Source organism: Halomonas rhizosphaerae, from assembly GCF_030010555.1.
GTDB lineage: Bacteria > Pseudomonadota > Gammaproteobacteria > Pseudomonadales > Halomonadaceae > Halomonas > Halomonas rhizosphaerae.
Genome location: NZ_JASCQP010000027.1, coordinates 204516 through 220798, shown reverse-complemented (window position 1 = coordinate 220798; position 16283 = coordinate 204516). Strand labels below are relative to the sequence as shown.

22 protein-coding genes and 2 pseudogenes are annotated in these 16283 nt (G+C 56.7%); 9 read left to right on the top strand and 15 right to left on the bottom strand.

What is annotated here, in order from left to right; translation table 11 throughout:
• Positions 1 to 32: 32 nt before the first annotated feature.
• From QLQ83_RS11850 to QLQ83_RS11840, 3 genes are read right to left on the bottom strand one after another with little or no spacing between them, the layout of a single operon-like run.
• Entirely contained in the window at positions 33 to 1178 is a 1146-nt protein-coding gene (locus QLQ83_RS11850; RefSeq protein ID WP_282735731.1) for a cysteine desulfurase family protein, read from the bottom strand.
• Positions 1179 to 1191: 13 nt separating this feature from the next.
• Positions 1192 to 2409 carry an MFS transporter gene (locus QLQ83_RS11845; RefSeq protein ID WP_282735730.1) on the bottom strand — a complete coding sequence of 406 codons (1218 nt, stop codon included), beginning with the start codon at positions 2407 to 2409 and terminating at the stop codon, positions 1192 to 1194.
• Between the two features lie 46 nt (positions 2410 to 2455).
• Positions 2456 to 2800, bottom strand: a complete 345-nt coding sequence (locus QLQ83_RS11840; protein ID WP_282735729.1) for a DsrE/DsrF/TusD sulfur relay family protein — start codon at positions 2798 to 2800, stop codon at positions 2456 to 2458.
• Between the two features lie 104 nt (positions 2801 to 2904).
• On the opposite strand from QLQ83_RS11840, the gene QLQ83_RS11835 reads away from it, so the two are divergent.
• Positions 2905 to 3561, top strand: a complete 657-nt coding sequence (locus QLQ83_RS11835) for an ArsR/SmtB family transcription factor (RefSeq protein ID WP_282735728.1) — start codon at positions 2905 to 2907, stop codon at positions 3559 to 3561.
• 9 nt (positions 3562 to 3570) lie between these two features.
• Complete coding sequence (locus QLQ83_RS11830) at positions 3571 to 4401, top strand: sterol desaturase family protein (protein ID WP_282735727.1); 831 nt, start codon at positions 3571 to 3573, stop codon at positions 4399 to 4401.
• A gap of 43 nt (positions 4402 to 4444) precedes the next feature.
• Here the strand turns inward: QLQ83_RS11830 and QLQ83_RS11825 are convergent, their stop codons facing one another.
• A complete protein-coding gene (locus tag QLQ83_RS11825; protein ID WP_282735726.1) occupies positions 4445 to 4636 on the bottom strand; it encodes a type II toxin-antitoxin system VapB family antitoxin in 192 nt (63 codons plus the stop codon).
• Between the two features lie 83 nt (positions 4637 to 4719).
• On the opposite strand from QLQ83_RS11825, the gene QLQ83_RS11820 reads away from it, so the two are divergent.
• Together QLQ83_RS11820 and QLQ83_RS19545 are read left to right on the top strand one after the other, a co-directional pair.
• Positions 4720 to 4914, top strand: coding sequence for a hypothetical protein (locus QLQ83_RS11820; RefSeq protein WP_282735725.1), 195 nt, complete (start codon positions 4720 to 4722; stop codon positions 4912 to 4914).
• Between the two features lie 540 nt (positions 4915 to 5454).
• A complete protein-coding gene (locus QLQ83_RS19545) occupies positions 5455 to 5691 on the top strand; it encodes a type II toxin-antitoxin system RelE/ParE family toxin (RefSeq protein ID WP_411971130.1) in 237 nt (78 codons plus the stop codon).
• 1 nt (position 5692) lies between these two features.
• Here QLQ83_RS19545 and QLQ83_RS11815 read toward each other — a convergent pair whose 3' ends face one another.
• Both QLQ83_RS11815 and QLQ83_RS11810 read right to left on the bottom strand, forming a co-directional pair.
• A complete protein-coding gene (locus tag QLQ83_RS11815; protein WP_282735724.1) occupies positions 5693 to 5890 on the bottom strand; it encodes a nucleotidyltransferase family protein in 198 nt (65 codons plus the stop codon).
• Positions 5891 to 6063: 173 nt separating this feature from the next.
• Complete coding sequence (locus QLQ83_RS11810; RefSeq protein WP_282735723.1) at positions 6064 to 6495, bottom strand: hypothetical protein; 432 nt, start codon at positions 6493 to 6495, stop codon at positions 6064 to 6066.
• A 267-nt stretch (positions 6496 to 6762) separates the two neighbouring features.
• Between QLQ83_RS11810 and QLQ83_RS11805 the strand changes: the two genes are divergently transcribed.
• A complete protein-coding gene (locus tag QLQ83_RS11805; RefSeq protein ID WP_282735722.1) occupies positions 6763 to 7083 on the top strand; it encodes a hypothetical protein in 321 nt (106 codons plus the stop codon).
• Positions 7084 to 7087: 4 nt separating this feature from the next.
• Here the strand turns inward: QLQ83_RS11805 and QLQ83_RS11800 are convergent, their stop codons facing one another.
• The 6 genes and pseudogenes from QLQ83_RS11800 to QLQ83_RS11775 form a co-directional block, all read right to left on the bottom strand.
• Positions 7088 to 7618 (bottom strand): hypothetical protein, encoded by a 531-nt coding sequence (locus tag QLQ83_RS11800; protein ID WP_282735721.1) that lies wholly within the window; start codon positions 7616 to 7618, stop codon positions 7088 to 7090.
• A 38-nt stretch (positions 7619 to 7656) separates the two neighbouring features.
• A pseudogene (locus QLQ83_RS11795) lies at positions 7657 to 8020 on the bottom strand (IS481 family transposase); the annotation flags it as partial.
• 19 nt (positions 8021 to 8039) lie between these two features.
• A pseudogene (locus QLQ83_RS11790) lies at positions 8040 to 8685 on the bottom strand (IS5 family transposase); the annotation flags it as partial.
• 95 nt (positions 8686 to 8780) lie between these two features.
• Positions 8781 to 8954: a hypothetical protein gene (locus QLQ83_RS11785; protein ID WP_282735720.1), complete on the bottom strand. Its 174-nt coding sequence runs from the start codon at positions 8952 to 8954 to the stop codon at positions 8781 to 8783.
• 730 nt (positions 8955 to 9684) lie between these two features.
• Positions 9685 to 10074 carry a DUF6957 family protein gene (locus QLQ83_RS11780; protein WP_282735719.1) on the bottom strand — a complete coding sequence of 130 codons (390 nt, stop codon included), beginning with the start codon at positions 10072 to 10074 and terminating at the stop codon, positions 9685 to 9687.
• A 209-nt stretch (positions 10075 to 10283) separates the two neighbouring features.
• The gene (locus tag QLQ83_RS11775) at positions 10284 to 11294 is read right to left on the bottom strand and encodes a hypothetical protein (protein WP_282735718.1); all 1011 of its coding nucleotides are present in this window, start codon (positions 11292 to 11294) and stop codon (positions 10284 to 10286) included.
• Between the two features lie 210 nt (positions 11295 to 11504).
• On the opposite strand from QLQ83_RS11775, the gene QLQ83_RS11770 reads away from it, so the two are divergent.
• Entirely contained in the window at positions 11505 to 11729 is a 225-nt protein-coding gene (locus tag QLQ83_RS11770; RefSeq protein WP_282735717.1) for a helix-turn-helix domain-containing protein, read from the top strand.
• A gap of 513 nt (positions 11730 to 12242) precedes the next feature.
• On the opposite strand, the gene QLQ83_RS11765 is transcribed toward QLQ83_RS11770, so the two are convergent.
• The gene (locus QLQ83_RS11765; RefSeq protein ID WP_282735716.1) at positions 12243 to 12932 is read right to left on the bottom strand and encodes a pirin family protein; all 690 of its coding nucleotides are present in this window, start codon (positions 12930 to 12932) and stop codon (positions 12243 to 12245) included.
• Positions 12933 to 13380: 448 nt separating this feature from the next.
• Between QLQ83_RS11765 and QLQ83_RS11760 the strand changes: the two genes are divergently transcribed.
• Together QLQ83_RS11760 and QLQ83_RS11755 are read left to right on the top strand one after the other, a co-directional pair.
• Positions 13381 to 13839 carry an SRPBCC family protein gene (locus tag QLQ83_RS11760; protein ID WP_282735715.1) on the top strand — a complete coding sequence of 153 codons (459 nt, stop codon included), beginning with the start codon at positions 13381 to 13383 and terminating at the stop codon, positions 13837 to 13839.
• Between the two features lie 34 nt (positions 13840 to 13873).
• On the top strand, positions 13874 to 14329 hold the full coding sequence (locus QLQ83_RS11755) for a PAS domain-containing protein (RefSeq protein WP_282735714.1): 456 nt from the start codon (positions 13874 to 13876) through the stop codon (positions 14327 to 14329).
• A gap of 282 nt (positions 14330 to 14611) precedes the next feature.
• Here QLQ83_RS11755 and QLQ83_RS11750 read toward each other — a convergent pair whose 3' ends face one another.
• A complete protein-coding gene (locus tag QLQ83_RS11750; RefSeq protein WP_282735713.1) occupies positions 14612 to 14779 on the bottom strand; it encodes a hypothetical protein in 168 nt (55 codons plus the stop codon).
• Positions 14780 to 14936: 157 nt separating this feature from the next.
• Here QLQ83_RS11750 and QLQ83_RS11745 point away from each other — a divergent pair, with 157 nt between their 5' ends.
• Positions 14937 to 15839: a LysR family transcriptional regulator gene (locus QLQ83_RS11745; RefSeq protein WP_282735712.1), complete on the top strand. Its 903-nt coding sequence runs from the start codon at positions 14937 to 14939 to the stop codon at positions 15837 to 15839.
• Between the two features lie 41 nt (positions 15840 to 15880).
• Here the strand turns inward: QLQ83_RS11745 and QLQ83_RS11740 are convergent, their stop codons facing one another.
• Positions 15881 to 16198 (bottom strand): monooxygenase, encoded by a 318-nt coding sequence (locus tag QLQ83_RS11740; protein ID WP_282735711.1) that lies wholly within the window; start codon positions 16196 to 16198, stop codon positions 15881 to 15883.
• Positions 16199 to 16283: the final 85 nt, after the last annotated feature.

Below are 16283 nucleotides of genomic sequence, written 5' to 3'. Positions count from 1 at the left end.
CAGCCTTCGTCATTGCACTGTCTTTTTGGTGCCTAACGGCCATCGGCGAGGTGCCGCCAGGCCTGAACCAGCGCAACAGCGGCGGCCTCAATTTCTTTCGCCGTGGTATCCCAGCCCACTGATAGCCGCACGGCACCGAGCGCGCGTGCCGTGTCGAGGCCCATCGCGCCCAGCACCCCGCTGGGCGTAGATTCTCCGCTATGGCAGGCCGAGCCGACGGAGGCCATCACCGTGTCGCGGACAACATCGAGCAATGCCTGGCCGCTGACCGAGGGGAACGACACGTTCAGGGTATTGGGCAGTCGCGCCTCGGCGTGCCCATTGAGACGTAGATCGGGGATGTCGGCACCGAGCCGTTGATGCAACTGGTCGCGTCGATCGCGCAGCCTGGTGTCGTTGCTCGCCAGGCGCTGGGCCGCCAGATTGGCGGCTACCCCCAGACCGATGATGGCCGGGACGTTCTCGGTGCCGGGCCGCAATCCCTTCTCATGACCCGCCCCAAACAGGACCGACCGGATCGGGGTCCCCTCCCGCACGTAGAGCGCACCGACCCCTTTGCTCGCCTGAAACTTGTGGCCGGCGATGGTCAGCAGATCAATGCCCAATGCCTCGACATCGAGGGCGATCTTGCCTACTGCCTGGGCGGCATCGGTATGCAGTAGGACATCACGGTTGGCGAGATGCCTGGCGATGTCGGCGACAGGCTGAAGGGTGCCGACCTCGTTGTTGGCCAACATGATCGAGACCAGGGCCGTATCCGGACGCACGGCATCGATCACGGCCTCCGCAGAAACCTGCCCGGTTTCATCGACAGGCACGAGGGTCAGCCGCCACCCCTGGGCTTCCAGGTAGCGAGCCGGGGCCATGACGGCGGGATGTTCGACGGCGCTGATGACCAGATGTCGTTTGCCTGGGGGGCAGGCTCTGGCCACGCCCAGCAGGGCCAGGTTGTTGGCTTCGGTGGCACAGCCGGTGAACACCAGGCTCTGTGCCGGCGCGCCGATGAGGGAGGCAACGGCGTCTCGTGCTGTGGCGATCTGCTCCGCTGCTTCCCGCCCTAACGCATAACTAGACGAGGGGTTACCGAAGCTGTTGCGCAGTGCGGTGGCCATTGCCTCGACCACCTCGGTCGCCACCGGGGTGGTGGCGTTGTGATCCAGATAGATAGAGGCGGGCATGGCGGTAGGCTCCTTATGGCTCTGACGTTGCAGAGACTTGGCTGGCCAGCTGTGATTTGGCTTTCACGCTGAACCAGAGGGTGGCCAGGAACACCAGCAGGATGGCCGGCAGCATGGCCAGGTTTAGGGCTTCCCACCCCAGGTGGTGCAGTAGCTGCCCGGCCATCAACGAGCCGATGGCCACCAGCGTGAAGATGGCCAGGTCGTTGACGCCCTGCACCTTGCCCCGCTCGGCCTCGTTATGAACCGTGGAGAGCATGGCGCTGCCACCCACGAAGAGGAAGTTCCAGCCCACTCCCAGCAGCACCAGGGCTGCCCAGAAGTGCGCCAGGCTGGTGCCGAGATTGGCGACCAGCACCGTGCCGATGAGCAACAGCGTGCCGGTCAGCAGGATGCGCGGCACGCCGAAGCGGGCAATCAGGCTGCCGGTCACGAACGACGGCGCGAACATGCCCAGCACGTGCCATTGCATGATGAAGGCGACCTGGCCCATCTCGAAGCCACGGGCGCGCATCGCCAGCGGTGTGGCGGTCATCACCAAGACCATGATGGCGTAGCCCACCGCGCCGGCCACGACCGCCACGCGAAAGCTCGGCTGGGCGGCGATGGCCGCCATGGGGCGAGATGTCTCGCCGGGCTGCGGCTCGCCGCCAGGCGGTACCCGCAGTTGCGTCAGCAGGCCGATGGCCAGCAGCGCGAGGATGGCAATCACCAGATAAGGCCCACCGGAGGGCACGCTAGCGATCAAGCCGGTGGCGGCGCTGGCGTTCCAGGGACCGAGGAAGGCGGCGGCCACGCCGCCGGCCAACACGAAGGAGATCGCTCGACTGCGAAAGGCGGGGCTCGCCACGTCGGCAGCGGCGAAGCGGTAGTACATGGCGAAGCCCTGGTAGAGCCCCAACAGGAGATTGCCGGCGCAAAACAGCCAGAACGACCCCAGCGCAATGGCACCGAAGCTCAGCAGACCACCGGCCACGCCACCCAGGCTTGCCCCGGTGATGAAGCCATGACGACGGCCCACGCGCTTCATGTAGAGCGAAGCCGGCAGGGTCGAGACCACGGTACCCACCATCATCATGGCGATGGGCAGCGTGGCCAGACCAGGATCGGGGCTCAGCTGTTGGCCGACCACCCCACTCAGCGTCATCACGGTGATCGACGCCACCATGAACAGCACCTGGCTGGTCACCAGGATGGCCACGTTCTGCTTTTCCCGGCGTGCTGACTCCATCGCATGCTCTCCATGGGCGTGAGTTTTTGGGATTATTTGGGTGGGACTAGAACACCAGCACCTTGTCGGCCTGCTCGGTGGCTTCAGCCAGGGCGTCCATGGTGCTGCGCTCGGCGCCCTTCACCACCTCCTCCTCGGTGATGCCCCGAGCATCCATGCAGGTGCCACACAACAGCACGCGGCCCTTGGTGGTGACGCGCTTGACCATGCGCTCGGCGTTGTAGAAGCCGTCCGGCGTCTTCTGTCCCGCCTTGGCACCGGACACGGCATCCCCCATCAGGAAGACGGTGACGTCCCCCTCGCGCTTCAGCAGCGCGTGGGCCAGTCGCAGGCCGTTGTAGAGGCGTTCGGTACCGTAGGGCGGATCGTTGATGATGATTAGCGTCTGCATGGTGTCTCCTTGTCATCATTCAATAAAACGATAGAATGATGGGTAGAGATATCATCACCTGTCAAGTGGCACGCTGTTTTGCTGATGCCCCTCGGAGAGACCCCATGACCTCGCAACAGGACCTTCTCGATACGCTGGCCCAGGTCGCCCGAGCCCTGGGTAACGGGCATCGCCTGGCGTTGCTGGAGCGCTTAGCCCAGGGTGAGGCACCCGTGGAAACGCTGGCCACCACCGCCGATCTGACCATCGGCAATGCCTCCCAACACCTGCAACACCTGCGCCGGGCGGGGCTCGTCACTGCCCAGCGTTCCGGCAAGCAGATGATCTATCGCTTGACCGATGAGCGGATCATCAACCTGCTGGGCCTGCTCAGGCAGGTGGCCGAGACCAACCTGGCCGAGATGGAGCGTCTGATCAGTCGACTGTTCGCGGAAGATGACGCCGATGGCGTTCTGGAGGCAGTCAGCCGGGACGAGTTGCTGGCAGGGCTTGCCAGGGGCGAGGTGGCACTGCTGGATGTGCGCCCCGAGGAGGAATACGAGGCTGGCCACCTGCCCGAGGCGATCAATATCCCCCTGGCACAGCTGGAGGAGATGCTGGGCAAGCTGCCTCACGACAGGGAGATCGTCGCCTACTGTCGTGGCCCCTATTGTGCGCTGTCCCACGAGGCCGTACAGCGCCTGCGTCAACTCGGCTATCGAGTCCGACGCTTCGAGGAAGGGTATCCGGAATGGAAAGCAGCGGGGCTTCCCGTGACCTGAGGTCATGCCATGAGTGACCTGCTATTGACCCATGAGCCGGTGGTTCGGGGCACCGTCTTCATTATCGTCCTGCTGGTGATGGCCGTGTGGGAAATCGTCGCCAGCCGGCGACCCCAACGGATCGGTCGCGCCAGGCGCTGGCCGGGCAACCTCCTGATCGTGGTATTGGACACACTGGCGGTTCGCCTGGTGTTTCCCCTTGCCGCCGTCGGCGCTGCCCTGGTTGCCTCTGAACAGGGCTGGGGCCTCTTCAACCTGGTGTCAGTACCGGGATGGTTGGCGATAGTGGCTTCAGTCCTCGTGCTGGACCTGGCCATCTACTTCCAGCACCGGTTGTTCCATGCTGTTCCCTGGCTATGGCGCCTGCATCGCATGCATCATGCGGATCTGGAGTTCGATGTGACCACCGGTCTGCGCTTCCATCCCCTGGAGATCCTGCTCTCGATGGGTATCAAGCTCGCCGTGGTGACCTCGCTGGGAGCACCGGCAGTGGCGGTACTGCTCTTCGAGGTCCTGCTCAATGTCACCTCGATGTTCAACCATGGCAATGTCCGCCTGCCCGTCAGGATCGACCGCTGGCTGCGCCTTATTGTGGTGACGCCCGACATGCATCGTGTCCACCACTCCATCATCCGCCAGGAAACCGACAGCAACTTCGGCTTCAACCTGCCTTGGTGGGATCGACTGTTCGGTACTTACCGAGATCAACCGTCCGCCGGACACCTCGGCATGACGATCGGCATAGAGGACTTCAGAGAAGCGCATGACCTGCGACTAGATCGGATGTTGCTTCAGCCCTTTGTGAACCCTCCTCGGAAATCTAAACGACGAGAGCTTTGAGGCCGTCGTTGGGTTGATGTCATGGAACACTGGTGCCGAACAACTATTTTCGACGCGGGATAGCCTTCATACTTGGTGCCTCACCACCCAAGGCGGATAGACGTCGTGCTGCCTGGATTCGAATATAGGTCCTGATGGCTTCATGAATGAGATCTGCCGGCTTCTCGATTCGCGGGTCAGATAGCTCCATGGCCTGCTGATACAGGTCATCATCGATGGTGACGGTGAATCTCATGGCGGTCTCTCACAGCAGTAACGGGATAGGTCCGTGCTCTTTTGCTATACTTGCAACTATAGTCTATGCATAGGACGTTGGTCATGGGAAAAGAGAGTTCAACTGAAAGCTTTGATGTCGATAACATATTGGCGTCTCTTGAAGAAGATCGTGAGTCAGGGGCTCTTCCGAATATTGTGACTGAAAGCACTGTCCGCTATGGGGTCGATCCTGATGATCCCGAGAGTCTCGTCGCTGTAGATTCTGAAGGAAAACGTGTTCTTCTCCCCGGCTCTTGAAGTATATTGAGTACAGCTGAACCTTATGCGAACTGTTATTCATGTCAATACACCAAACCCTCAGGTGGTGCCTTTTCCTCACGATATGTCCTATGAGGGCATCAATGAGTTGGAGATCCATCGTTAGGTGATGTGATTACTCTCCGACCTGTTTGCTTATCTAGGACATCATTTTCAGAGCTACCTAAGACGGATGTTGACTTTCTCATAGAGCGACAGTCGGATGCAAAGCAACAGCGGAATATTGCTGATTCCCTGGCCATGAAAGATGGTTTGGATATCGAGCTTGAACAGCTTTGTGTTGATATAAAAAAATAAACAGGCTGATCTTACATGATGTGCGCTATCGATACATTTTTTATATGCTGGGGGAGTTTAGGGTAGAGGTAAGGCCGAACCTTGTGACGGCTAACCATGGGGCCTGGTATAAAGAGACGAAGACGCTGGTGGGAGCCGAAATACTATGTACCGCCGATTGGTGCATTTGCCGAGGTGGAGGCACAAGTTCGCCGCTCGACGAGCGCGGGCTGAGGGGCAGGTGTGAGGGTCGCCTGGACGCCCGAGGCGGTCGCTCACCGTGTGGCGATATGGGACTATCTGGAAGGGCTCAATCCGCAGGCCGCTGTACGGATGGATCAGCAGTTCAGCGCCGCTGCCGACCGCCTGACGGACTTTCCTGAGCGGGGTAGTCCTGGCATCGTGCCGGGTACGCGTGAGCTGGTTCCCGGACGAGAGCTACCGGCTGGTCTACAAGCACAGCCTGGATCCTGGCAGTAGGTCAGATGTTCCTGGCTTCCCGCAACACCCGAGCCCTGGAGGCCTCTGGCAGCTCCTTCAGGGTCTTCACGTCGATGGCCACGCCCAGGAGCGCTTCCAGCTCGGTATGCATGGCGCCCAGATCGAACAGATCAGCGTCAGGCAGCACTTCAATGAGGATGTCCAGGTCGCTTCCTTCGACATCCTCACCACGCGCCACGGAGCCGTACACCCTCGGGCAGAGTCCTCGGTGCTGAGCGATGATCCGAAGGATGGCGTCACGGTACTGCTGGAGAGCTTCCGATGGCTTCATGGGAGAGTAGGGTGTTGTGTATGAAAACGCCCCCAGGGCTGTCTGGGGGCTTAGCTACGCACTCAGGAGGGGGCGGGTAATTACATGCCAGGACCATTGCCCCTTTGGCCAGTATCATCATGCTCCAGCCTGAGCTTCTCCTGAAAGCTCTCAAAATCCATTAGAAGATTATCAATTGTATTAAAGTAATTGTCCTCTACATAGACTTCAACCTGGCTTTCCAGATCCCGCTTGATCTTAAGCACGGTATTGTCATCAAGCTCGATTCCAGCTTGCTGAGCAGCAATCTTTATTGCTGAATCATTCCTCAGGTCCGAGCCATTATTCTCATCGCATCCGACAGATAGTCCGCAATCGTAATAGCCATACTCATATATCAGATCAACTGAAAATTCTTTTTCATCTATAGTTATGTCAGCAGTGTAGTCGCCGTACCCGCTTGCCCAACCATCTTCAAAATAAAAATCCTCGATATTTTCTGCAACTGATTTTATCTGTATTTCGTTAGCCATTACCTTTCCTCTAGTCTGGTTTGACTATAAATCAGATGTGCAAAGATGACAATAGAAAATGATTGATTGGCTTGACTTTTCTTCGATATTACTTGCAGTTTGTAGGATTTCGGTTATGTTTTAGGCTAGCGGTATAGGTTGGGCGCTTATGAATGAGTATCTAGAAATGATTTTGGTGGCGTCGCCGCTGCTTATCTTGGCAGTCGCCGTTGCTTTTGCAGCGTATTGGATCACTAGGAAGAAGTGACGAGACCAGAGGAGGGCGCGATGATTCAGCTGAGCGATGTCCAGTTGGTAGCCCTTGAGAAATTCAAAAACCGGGTTTCTGAAACGCACCCTGATGCCGAGTACAGCGCTGCTCGACGCGGGAAGGGGCATTCCCTGGAGTTGGACGTGCTGATTGACCAGCTAGGCATACCGGGCGGTGATGCGATACAGGCGGCGGCAAATGAAGTGCTCGTGACGGATGGAGTCTATATCGTGCCGCACGTATCGCCACGTGGTCCTGACCCGACCCAGACACCACTGGATCGGCTACGTGGGAGCGTAAAATCATTTCACCGACCGTTCGATCCAGCAGATGACTAGCGGTCTACACTCTGATGATAGGCTCTCCGACCACATCCTCATCTTCGGGGTCGACAGATGGCAGGATGGGGCCGAACTCGAAAATCAGCTCGTTAAGAAAGTGCTTTTCGTGATCGCCCATTGAGTCGAGATCCATGTCGGACCAGTGCTCCGAGTACCATAGATACGCATCGTTCCGCGTCATCTCTGTGTCGCTTAACTCATGGTGAAGTGTGCTTTTGTGTAATTGCGGGTAGTCTTCCACGGTAATTACAATGGGAGTGGTGAGCGGGAAAAGTTGAGTGATCGGGCGACCTGAGGTATAGGGCTGCTTGCTGCCATAGCTTTGAAATGTGCGATACTGAGGAATAATCGGTCCAAATTCCTCTATCAAGCTATTTATGAACTGAATTTCGTGATCTTCAAGCGAGCGGATAAAGACATATTCCCACGCCGACGCGTAGCGCATATGTGCGTCTTCCCGAGAAATTTCTTTAACCCCTGGGAAGCTCCACATTATAAAGCGGAGAGAACTATAGTCATCAACATGTATCATCTTCTTCACCTCTAGGTAGTGCACTATGCCTCACTGGTCTATGTGTCGGGTCCCGGGTGATTGACTACCCGCTTGGCAAATAACGCTGGACGTTTGGCCTGCCATTCTTTCATCGCTGCAACCGGTGATTGATGGTGCAGTGCCTTCTACGGAATATGGTGATTATACAGCCAGCAGTACCGCTTGGCGTAAGTTTCAGACCCTCGCCCGATGCATACGTCGAGCAGCAAGCACATCGCTTATGAGACAGTTGAAGCGCTCCACCATGCCGATGGTTTGAGGCCGTGCTAGCTTAATCAGGTGATGCTCGATGCCATCTGCCTGGCACTCCTGGTCGAACTGATGCCGGCCGGTAGGCATAAGCTCACCGGACCGTGTGAAGCGAACAGTGAAGGATTTTCCGTAGTACCTACGGAACCATCTAGGTTCTCTCTGGAAAGTCGGCACGTAGACAGCGATCTAAGCAGGCCAGGCATACCTTCGTTCTGAAACTGCTAGTCAACTTGTCGTAGCGGGTGCAGACACAAAGCAGTTCCTTGATCCACCCGAAACAGCGCTCAATGATGTTTCGCTCTCGATAGCATGACCTGTCGAAGCCTCTTGGGGGGCCAGGGCGCGGCTTTCGCTTCATCTTGCGTCGGGCGATGACCGGCTTCATGCGGTGCCGATCGCAGTAGCGGCGAAGCGGATCGCTGTCATAGCCCTTGTCCGCCACGATGTAGCGACAGCGCTTACGTGGCCTGCCCCTGGTTCCAGTCAGATGAACGTGTTCCATGGCCGGGATGAAGTGTCGTGTATCCGAGTCCTGCCCGGGCGAGAGCGTGAAGGTCAGCGGCCACCCATGCCGATCACAGACCATGTGGATCTTGGGGTCGTCAGACCGCCACGGCTGCGGCCCAGGGCATGGTCTACGGGCTCTTGGTGTCCCCCTTGTTGCCGCCTCCAGAGGCGGCACGGGTGGCCCGGATCGAAGTCAAATCAATCATCCAGGTGTCCAGGTCCATCAAGTCATCCTCTCGCAAGTGGAGCTGGAGACGCGCCAGGATGGCTTCAAAGGTGCCAGCGTCGACATCATCGACCCCCTCGTGGTCAGCCTTGTAGCACGAAACCAGCAAAACCGTAGGTCCAGGGTGTTTTGCGCAACAGGAGCATGGGCAATCTCTCAGCGGTGACATACCGGGGCTGTCACTTCGCCTTCGGCTCCCCAGCTGGTCAACCACTCGGTTACTTCGTCAGCGGTAGCGTGCAGGCCGGTGGCCTGATAGTCCGCCCAGGCATTGATCGCATCTTGCTTGAAAGTTTCTCGCTGCTCCTCGCTTTCAATTCGAATTTTCATGGTACCTCCTGGCTAGCTGTACTGGTGAGGCATATACTTTGTTCATGCCAGTATAGTAAGTGACAGCGATCATGGCGAAGCATTTTGTGTTCACTGTGCAGCAGAGCCCGGGGTAGGGCACTGTCCAGACTCTCCGGCTTCCCCGCTCTCATGCTCTTCACCACTTGCGTAAGAGTTATGCATCGGTGTCGAGATCCTCCCATGTCGAGCTATGACAGCAATAATAGTGTCAAGATCCTGATGTAGAGCTTTGTGGAGTTGAATGCTCTTTAAGTATATTTAAATAAACCGAGTTTTTGACCATGGCTCTGGAGATGTTTGGTGAAAGAGAATCCAGCGGAGATGCTCTGATTGTGAATGACGATGGATGTTCGCTGATAGAAATCCGGCCCATCATCCAATGTCATGGCTTAGAGAAATTACAGGGAGCGTTTTTAGACTAACATGACCCTACCAACCCCGTTGAATGGGAATATGATCAGTGAATGAATATTGGGAAATGATACTGCTCGCATCACCGCTGCTTTTTCTGGGGGCAATTGTGGCTTGGCTAGCGTATCGGCATAATAAGAATAGTTAGTAAGTGCCAAATTTTAGTTGTTAGGGCATGAGTGTGGTTGTAATTTTTTTCAGGCTCAAACATCGAAATACGATCCATGATTGTCTATCAATATTTATTGGTTGCTTTTGCTCTTTCTCCTTAGCTTTTTGCTTATGATTGATACCCCTGTTAATCATCAGGAACGATGATCTGGCCTAGATCATTCTCGATGGCCCTCACGAGATGAAGAGATTGGCCTATTTTCTTCATCTTATAGGCTTCTATAAGACTTGCAGACAGTATCTCACCGCCGCCTTGCAAGCAGTACAATGAGTTTTTTGTGCGCACTAGCCCAGTATCAAAATCAATATCTTTGATAGCGCTGGTAAACACATAATCGCCGTTCTCGAATCGTCCACGGTAGTCCGAGACAATAGTTCCGTACAAACACTTTGTTATATCATGATCAATCTCGACTTCGATAACCTCCCACTCTCTGACAATACAGACCGATTCATGGTTACTGTCAGCAGTATCTCTCCAGGCTGGGAGGGCGTCGACAGCTTTGGCTTGCTTCATTATGGCACCATACCGATTTGTGAATGTATAAAATGCTTTAAACCGTTAAGCAGAGTTTTTTCATGATCCAAGTCGTATTGTCGACCTTAAGCGGAATATATAACCTAGGCTGTTCGTTGAAGTTTGGTAATTAATCATGGTCTTAGATAAGGGGTTGCTTTGGGGGCTGTCCAGGCATTCGAAAAATTCCCCCGAGCTTTATCCTGATCTTATGAGCCCAAATCTTTAATCATATTCAGAGGTTGAGAATATCCACCATCTTCCATTCCGCAAATTGTATTGAAAGCGACTTTGTTAAGCATTGAGCAGTCTTCCATCTTAGTTCTTTCGTCTCTATCGAGTGGTTTGACTTTCCATCCCAAAGCTCCAGTTTTTTGCATGTTTCTTAACGTTTCAGTCACGATGGTTTCAATCGATATCTCACTCTTGATAAATCCCTTTCTATAATTCTTTAAGACATCTTTTGAGCTTTCGAGAATTAAGCATTGAATTTGAGCTATGCTGAAATTAAATAGGTGTGGCGTCAGGGGCTTCCAGTGGTCCCATCTAGATCTGAGTGTTATGCCTTGTTCCTGCATGACTTTATTTGCAAAAAGGTTGCATTCGGCTAGTAACACTTCGTCGCATACTGATTTGTATTCATCTGTTTTTATAATATTCTCCCTCTTTCTTTTTTTCTTCAGGCTAACAATGTATGAAACCATATCTTCGTATGTTACTAATGGGTTTATCATAAATGATTGATTCTGAATTGTACTCTCATGACTTTTCTGGTCGCGTCTGATGTTCTTCTCTTGGACTTCGTCTGTCGTTAATATCGCCTGTTCTTTCAGTAGTGTTTTTAATATTTCTTGGTCATAACTTCGGTCAGGTGAAAGAGTTGATTCCTTCCGCTCGCTCAGCGGTTCGATCTCAGAAGATTTTATGTCTTTTTGAGATACTATTGTTGCTATCAAAAAAAGCTTAGACTTGATGCTAAGGTCTTCAAAATTACGTAGCTCTTTTTTCGGTGGTGTTTTGTTTTTCTGCTTTTGGTTATGGGCCCCCTCAATGAATGATTTTCTCTTTGCTATATTCTGACTATGTGATAGTAGTGTGGATTTATGCTTGATGATTTTTTGATACTTCCTATGCAGAAGGTATCCTTCAGACGTTATGCGCAGTGAACCTAAAAAGTCATACGACCCAAGGGGCATTTCCTTAGTTCTATTTCTTTTCACTTTACTACCCCCTTCCTTGACTCATAGCAAGCTAACGGCCTGTCTCACCTTCGCTGCGTCGTGGTGAGGGTGGCGATTGTTTGGCTCGTGTGTAGCGCCATGCGCAGCTGTCCGACCAGCTATAGGCAGTCTCCACGAAATGAGAGCTATAGTCCGTGGTACTATAGTCGACTGCTCGCGATAGTTCTACCCATTTGACGGGTGGGCCAGGTGCGAGACGAAATTTTGACCTCCTTCGGGAAAAATGTGAGAAATATTCGCAAAAATAAAGGGTTGTCACAGGAGGAGCTAGCAGCCCTTGCTGGCATCGACCGTAGCTACATGGGGCACATCGAGAGGGGAGAGAAGAACATCACGCTCACAAAGATCTATCAGATCAGTGAGGCGCTGGGGGTGGAGGTTTCGGAGCTTTTTCCCTCTGATGGGGTAAGCTAGTGTTGTGGATGGCCTTGGAGGCCTTGTCAACTTGAAGGGTGTGAGACAAATTTGCAAAGGATTCTAGGATTTACCTTCCTTGGTAAGTCATTTGATATCAATCGGTTGTGGCTGGTTCCGCTAGGTCATCCCCACATAAAGGTTCGAGTCCAGCTGGGCCCACCAACCTTTCCTAGGCGCATGCTGTCCATCTGCTGATAGCTTCATCAGCCTTTTGGTGTACCAGTTGTTTCTGCTGGTGGTGATCATTAGACGCCGGCGTGCCCGCGTCATGCCGACATATAGCAAGCGTGCCTCCTATGCCTGCTTTTCCTCGTTGTTGTTCAGCGCCCCGAGATCCCAGAGCAGCACAGTGTCACATTAATCGGGGACGTACCCCTTCCAGGCCGCGCCTTCTCTCATGCCGATGTCACCGATATCGCCCCCTGGTCCACGCAGGAGGGTTGATAGCCATGGGAGGCGGTAACGGGCACACACCTGCGTTACCGCCTCCATTTTGATGCTCAATACTGTTCAGGCCAGGTCGAAGAGCAAGATCTCCGAGGCCTTAACACCAACCGCCTCGACAGTCTCCCCCGGCTGGAAGGCGGCGGCATCGCCGGCCGAGAGTCGCTGACCGTTGATCTCCGCCTCGCCACGTACCACGTGAAGCCAGGCGTGGCGCACCGCAGGCGTAGGCGCTCGCTCTCCGGCATCGAACAGCCCGGCGTAGAGGTTGACGTCCTGGTTCACGCTCACCGAGCCGTCGCGCCCCTCCTTTGACACCACCAGCTGCCACTGCCCCTGGCGCTGCTCGGCGGGAAAGGCCTTCTGCTCGTAGTCGGGGGCGATGCCCCGCTCTTTCGGCTCGATCCAGATCTGCAGGAAGTGCAGCTCACGGGCGGGGTCGTTGTTGAACTCGCTGTGCAGCACGCCGGTGCCGGCCGACATGCGTTGCACATCGCCAGGGCGCATGATCGCGCCGTTGCCCATGCTGTCCCGGTGGGCCATCTCGCCTTCCAGCACATAGGAGAGAATCTCCATGTCCCGGTGGGGGTGGGTGCCGAAGCCTTGGCCGCCCTGAACGCGATCCTCGTTGATCACCCGCAGCTTGCGAAAGCCCATGTGGTCCGGGTCGACGTAATCGGCAAACGAAAAGGTGTGACGAGACTTCAGCCAGCCGTGATCGGCGTAGCCGCGCTCGTTGGCGTGACGAATGATCATCGAAGTTTCCTCTATAGGGGGCAGCATGGCGGTGCTTTCAAGGTACCCCACCTTCATGGCACCAGCCACTGTCCCGCTCCGTCAACGGCGCGCTTGAGTCCTGCACGGCGTTCATGCACGCCGCGAGACAGTCGTATGCAGATCTGTTGATGTGGCAATGTCGAATCCGCCGCCCACGGGGATTGGCTCGAAACCATCGTGCGCCTCGTGTGATGCCAACTGTTTGATCGGGATGAGGAGTGCGAGCGTTATCCTGGGCGCCGGGCAGGCATCTGACGGAGTGACCCGGCTCAGGCTCGGGCAAATGATCCATGGAGCGCACCTCGGAAAATGCTGCTATCGTCAAGCTTGGCCGTGTTGGCAGCGAGGCTCGATGACGTTTCTCTTATGCCTATGCCCGTTGCGTTGCGAACTCTCGTAAACCGTCTTCATGGGAAGCGCTTGAACGATGGTAAAGTCCCAGTCAAGTACCCTGATTCGTTGCCCATTGCCTGATGTGTATGGCTTCGTGGTGACCGATTTTGTCCGAAACTATCCGCGGTGGTCTCCTGAGGTCCAGAAGCTGACGCCCCTCAGCAGTGGGCCGCTGGCTGTCGGCTGGACGGCCCGGCAGGTGAGGATTGATCAAGGGCGCCGCTCCGAAGCTGATTTCCGGATTATTGCGCTCGAGCCTCAGCGCCACGTGTGTTTCAAGGGCATCAAGGATCCGTTCGTGATCAACTATTTTTTCGAACCGCAGGAAGGCCAGACGCGGCTGACTTTCAGCTTCGAACTGGCGAAGCTGAATTTTGCCATGCGGCCATTCGAGAAGCTCATTCGCTTGGCCGTCAAGGATGGTACGGAACGCGTCGTGCGCGATTTGAGACTCCTGGTCGAACGGGAACTCGGTCAGAAAAAGACGGACTAATTCACCTGTATAGCGCCCTCGGCCTGGAGACACCATGCTATTCATTCCCGACAAAGACACCGGCATCATTCCGCACGTTCTGACACAGATTCTGGACACCTGCGTGAATGGCGTGACCCTCTCCGATCCGGACCAGCCGGACTCTCCTATTGTCTATGCCAACACCATCTTTGAACAACTGACGGGCTACAGCCAGGAAGAAATCCTGGGGCGCAACTGTCGCTTCCTTCAGGGTGAGGATCGCGATCAGCCGGCGCTCGATGAGATCCGTGCAGCACTCAAGGCGCATTCCCCCGTCGAGGTGACGCTGCGCAACTATCGCAAGGATGGGACCCTGTTCTACAACCGATTGTCGATTCAGCCCCTGCGTGATGCCTCGGGCCGGCTGATCTACTATCTCGGCGTGCAGTATGACGTCAGTGAACTCGTCAATGCCAGGGCCGAGATCGAACGTCTTGAAAACATGCTGAAAGCGTCTGCAAAGGAGTGATCTTCATTCGATCGAGGCGCTCCTTTTGCTCGCGACACTCCCGGGTCGAACGAGTTTCAATCTCGAGTTTGCTATTGACGCGCGGTGCATCAGGATGACTTCCCTGGCGTCAGGTCTGCATCGTGCATGACCTCTTCAATCCCTTCCCGCCAGGTTCGCGTCAGCGATTCCCCCAGGCGCAGGGTGTGCCAGGGGGCTCGCTGGGCGCCCTTGCCGCCGCCCTGGCGCCGGGGCGCCACCCAGATAGGCCTGGGGTGAATCCCGTCGAGCAACCTGCTCGCCTCAATGGATACGCTGGTGGTGGCGCTGCCGCCAGGCCCGCAGCCGCTTCTCGATGGATGCCACCAGCCCGAGTGGTGGCATGGCCGGCATGCAGTACCTCGGCATGGCAGTGCGATCGGTGCGCTCTGCGGCGGTATCGAGCTTGCGAGTAGGGTGGAGTTGACGCATGTCGTTGCCTCCTCTGGCCGATCGCCGGCAATGGCGATCCATGGATCGAGGTACGAGGATGTGTGTCGTGGCCTCGTGAACAGCGTGGTGCATGGTCTTTGTTGAATCCAACGAAAAGGATTACATTGAGCTTTCAGAAATTCTGAAAGGTGTGGCCATGTCATTCTCTTCCCCGACGGTCCATGCAGGCCCGCTGCCGCTGCTGGATCTCGAGGTGCTGAGGACCTTCGTGGCGATTGCCGAGCGCGGCAGCTTTACCCGTGCCGCGCGAGAGGTGTCCCGCACGCCATCTGCGCTGAGCATGCAGATCAAGCGGCTGGAAGAGACCCTGGGACAGAGGCTGTTCGTGCGCGAGGCGCGCCAGGTTCGGCTGACCCCGGAGGGCGAGGTGCTGCTGGGCTATGCGCGGCGGCTGCTCAAGCTCAACGAGGAGGCGGTAACGCGTTTTCTCGCTCCGCCGGTGGAGGGCACGGTACGCTTCGGCACCCCCGACGACCAGGGGTCGCGCATCCTTCCCGAGGTGCTGGCCCAATTCGCGCGCACGCACCCGGCGGTGCAGGTTGAGGTCGTTGTCGGCGGCAGTGTGGAGATGCAGCGCCAGCTGGAGGCCGGCGAACTCGACCTCATCCTGATGACGGCCGGTACCCCGGGCCAGAAGGGGGACCAGGGCGAGGTGGTACATACCGAGCCGCTGGTCTGGGCCGGACGCGACGGTGGTGTGGCGGCCTGGCGCTCACCGCTGCCGGTGGCCCTGGCCAGTCAGGGATGGCCCTGGCGTGGCAGGGCGCTGTCGGCCCTCGACACGATCGGCCGGGCGTATCGCATCGCCTATACCAGTGAGCACTGGGCCGGCCAGGAGGCCGCGATGCTCGCCGATATCGCCGTGGCGCCCTTTCCCGTAAGCCTGGTGAAGCCGCCACTGCGGCAGTTACCCCGCGAGGTCGGGCTGCCCGACCTGGGTGACTATCAAGTCGTGCTGGTGCGCCGTGAAGGAGCGGGGGAGGCCAGCGAAGCGTTGGCCAGCCAGGTGATCAGGGCATTTCACGAGTTGCGCCGCTAGCGTGCCCGGTGCTCGGCTGATCCGTGGCCGAGCGTCCCGGATCAGCTCTCGGCGCGTGCCAGCGGCCCGCCGTTGATCCTCGAGAGCGCCTCGTTGGTCTCGAGGATCTGCGCCTCGATACCGCTCACGCCCATGCCTTCCAGGCGGGCGGTGTGCATCCGGCGGTAGGCCTCGGCGTCCTGCCGCGTGGCGAACAGGTAGACGCCGCCGGCCAGCTGGCGCTCGGCATCCTCGGTCCAGATCTTCCACAGCAGGCCGGGCTCCTCGTTGATGGATTCGGCCAGCGGGGCGAGAGCCTCGGCCATCTCGTCGTCGAAGGGGCCGGGAAAGGGGAAGTGCACCTGCAGTATCACGGCCATAGGGCCTCCTTATCGGGTTGATAGCCACCCCGGCCCCGCCGGAGCCTGGTGGATGCACCGTTGGTGGGGTAGTGTCGCAAAATGT

What these genes read in the sequence shown, in the direction of transcription:
- QLQ83_RS11850 (WP_282735731.1), bottom strand. Translation starts at nt 1,178, where the DNA reads ATGCCCGCCTCTATCTATCTGGATCACAACGCCACCACCCCGGTGGCG.
- QLQ83_RS11845 (WP_282735730.1), bottom strand. Translation starts at nt 2,409, where the DNA reads ATGGAGTCAGCACGCCGGGAAAAGCAGAACGTGGCCATCCTGGTGACC.
- QLQ83_RS11840 (WP_282735729.1), bottom strand. Translation starts at nt 2,800, where the DNA reads ATGCAGACGCTAATCATCATCAACGATCCGCCCTACGGTACCGAACGC.
- QLQ83_RS11835 (WP_282735728.1), top strand. Translation starts at nt 2,905, where the DNA reads ATGACCTCGCAACAGGACCTTCTCGATACGCTGGCCCAGGTCGCCCGA.
- QLQ83_RS11830 (WP_282735727.1), top strand. Translation starts at nt 3,571, where the DNA reads ATGAGTGACCTGCTATTGACCCATGAGCCGGTGGTTCGGGGCACCGTC.
- QLQ83_RS11825 (WP_282735726.1), bottom strand. Translation starts at nt 4,636, where the DNA reads ATGAGATTCACCGTCACCATCGATGATGACCTGTATCAGCAGGCCATG.
- QLQ83_RS11820 (WP_282735725.1), top strand. Translation starts at nt 4,720, where the DNA reads ATGGGAAAAGAGAGTTCAACTGAAAGCTTTGATGTCGATAACATATTG.
- QLQ83_RS11810 (WP_282735723.1), bottom strand. Translation starts at nt 6,495, where the DNA reads ATGGCTAACGAAATACAGATAAAATCAGTTGCAGAAAATATCGAGGAT.
- QLQ83_RS11805 (WP_282735722.1), top strand. Translation starts at nt 6,763, where the DNA reads ATGATTCAGCTGAGCGATGTCCAGTTGGTAGCCCTTGAGAAATTCAAA.
- QLQ83_RS11800 (WP_282735721.1), bottom strand. Translation starts at nt 7,618, where the DNA reads ATGATACATGTTGATGACTATAGTTCTCTCCGCTTTATAATGTGGAGC.
- QLQ83_RS11785 (WP_282735720.1), bottom strand. Translation starts at nt 8,954, where the DNA reads ATGAAAATTCGAATTGAAAGCGAGGAGCAGCGAGAAACTTTCAAGCAA.
- QLQ83_RS11780 (WP_282735719.1), bottom strand. Translation starts at nt 10,074, where the DNA reads ATGAAGCAAGCCAAAGCTGTCGACGCCCTCCCAGCCTGGAGAGATACT.
- QLQ83_RS11765 (WP_282735716.1), bottom strand. Translation starts at nt 12,932, where the DNA reads ATGATCATTCGTCACGCCAACGAGCGCGGCTACGCCGATCACGGCTGG.
- QLQ83_RS11760 (WP_282735715.1), top strand. Translation starts at nt 13,381, where the DNA reads ATGGTAAAGTCCCAGTCAAGTACCCTGATTCGTTGCCCATTGCCTGAT.
- QLQ83_RS11755 (WP_282735714.1), top strand. Translation starts at nt 13,874, where the DNA reads ATGCTATTCATTCCCGACAAAGACACCGGCATCATTCCGCACGTTCTG.
- QLQ83_RS11750 (WP_282735713.1), bottom strand. Translation starts at nt 14,779, where the DNA reads ATGCGTCAACTCCACCCTACTCGCAAGCTCGATACCGCCGCAGAGCGC.
- QLQ83_RS11745 (WP_282735712.1), top strand. Translation starts at nt 14,937, where the DNA reads ATGTCATTCTCTTCCCCGACGGTCCATGCAGGCCCGCTGCCGCTGCTG.
- QLQ83_RS11740 (WP_282735711.1), bottom strand. Translation starts at nt 16,198, where the DNA reads ATGGCCGTGATACTGCAGGTGCACTTCCCCTTTCCCGGCCCCTTCGAC.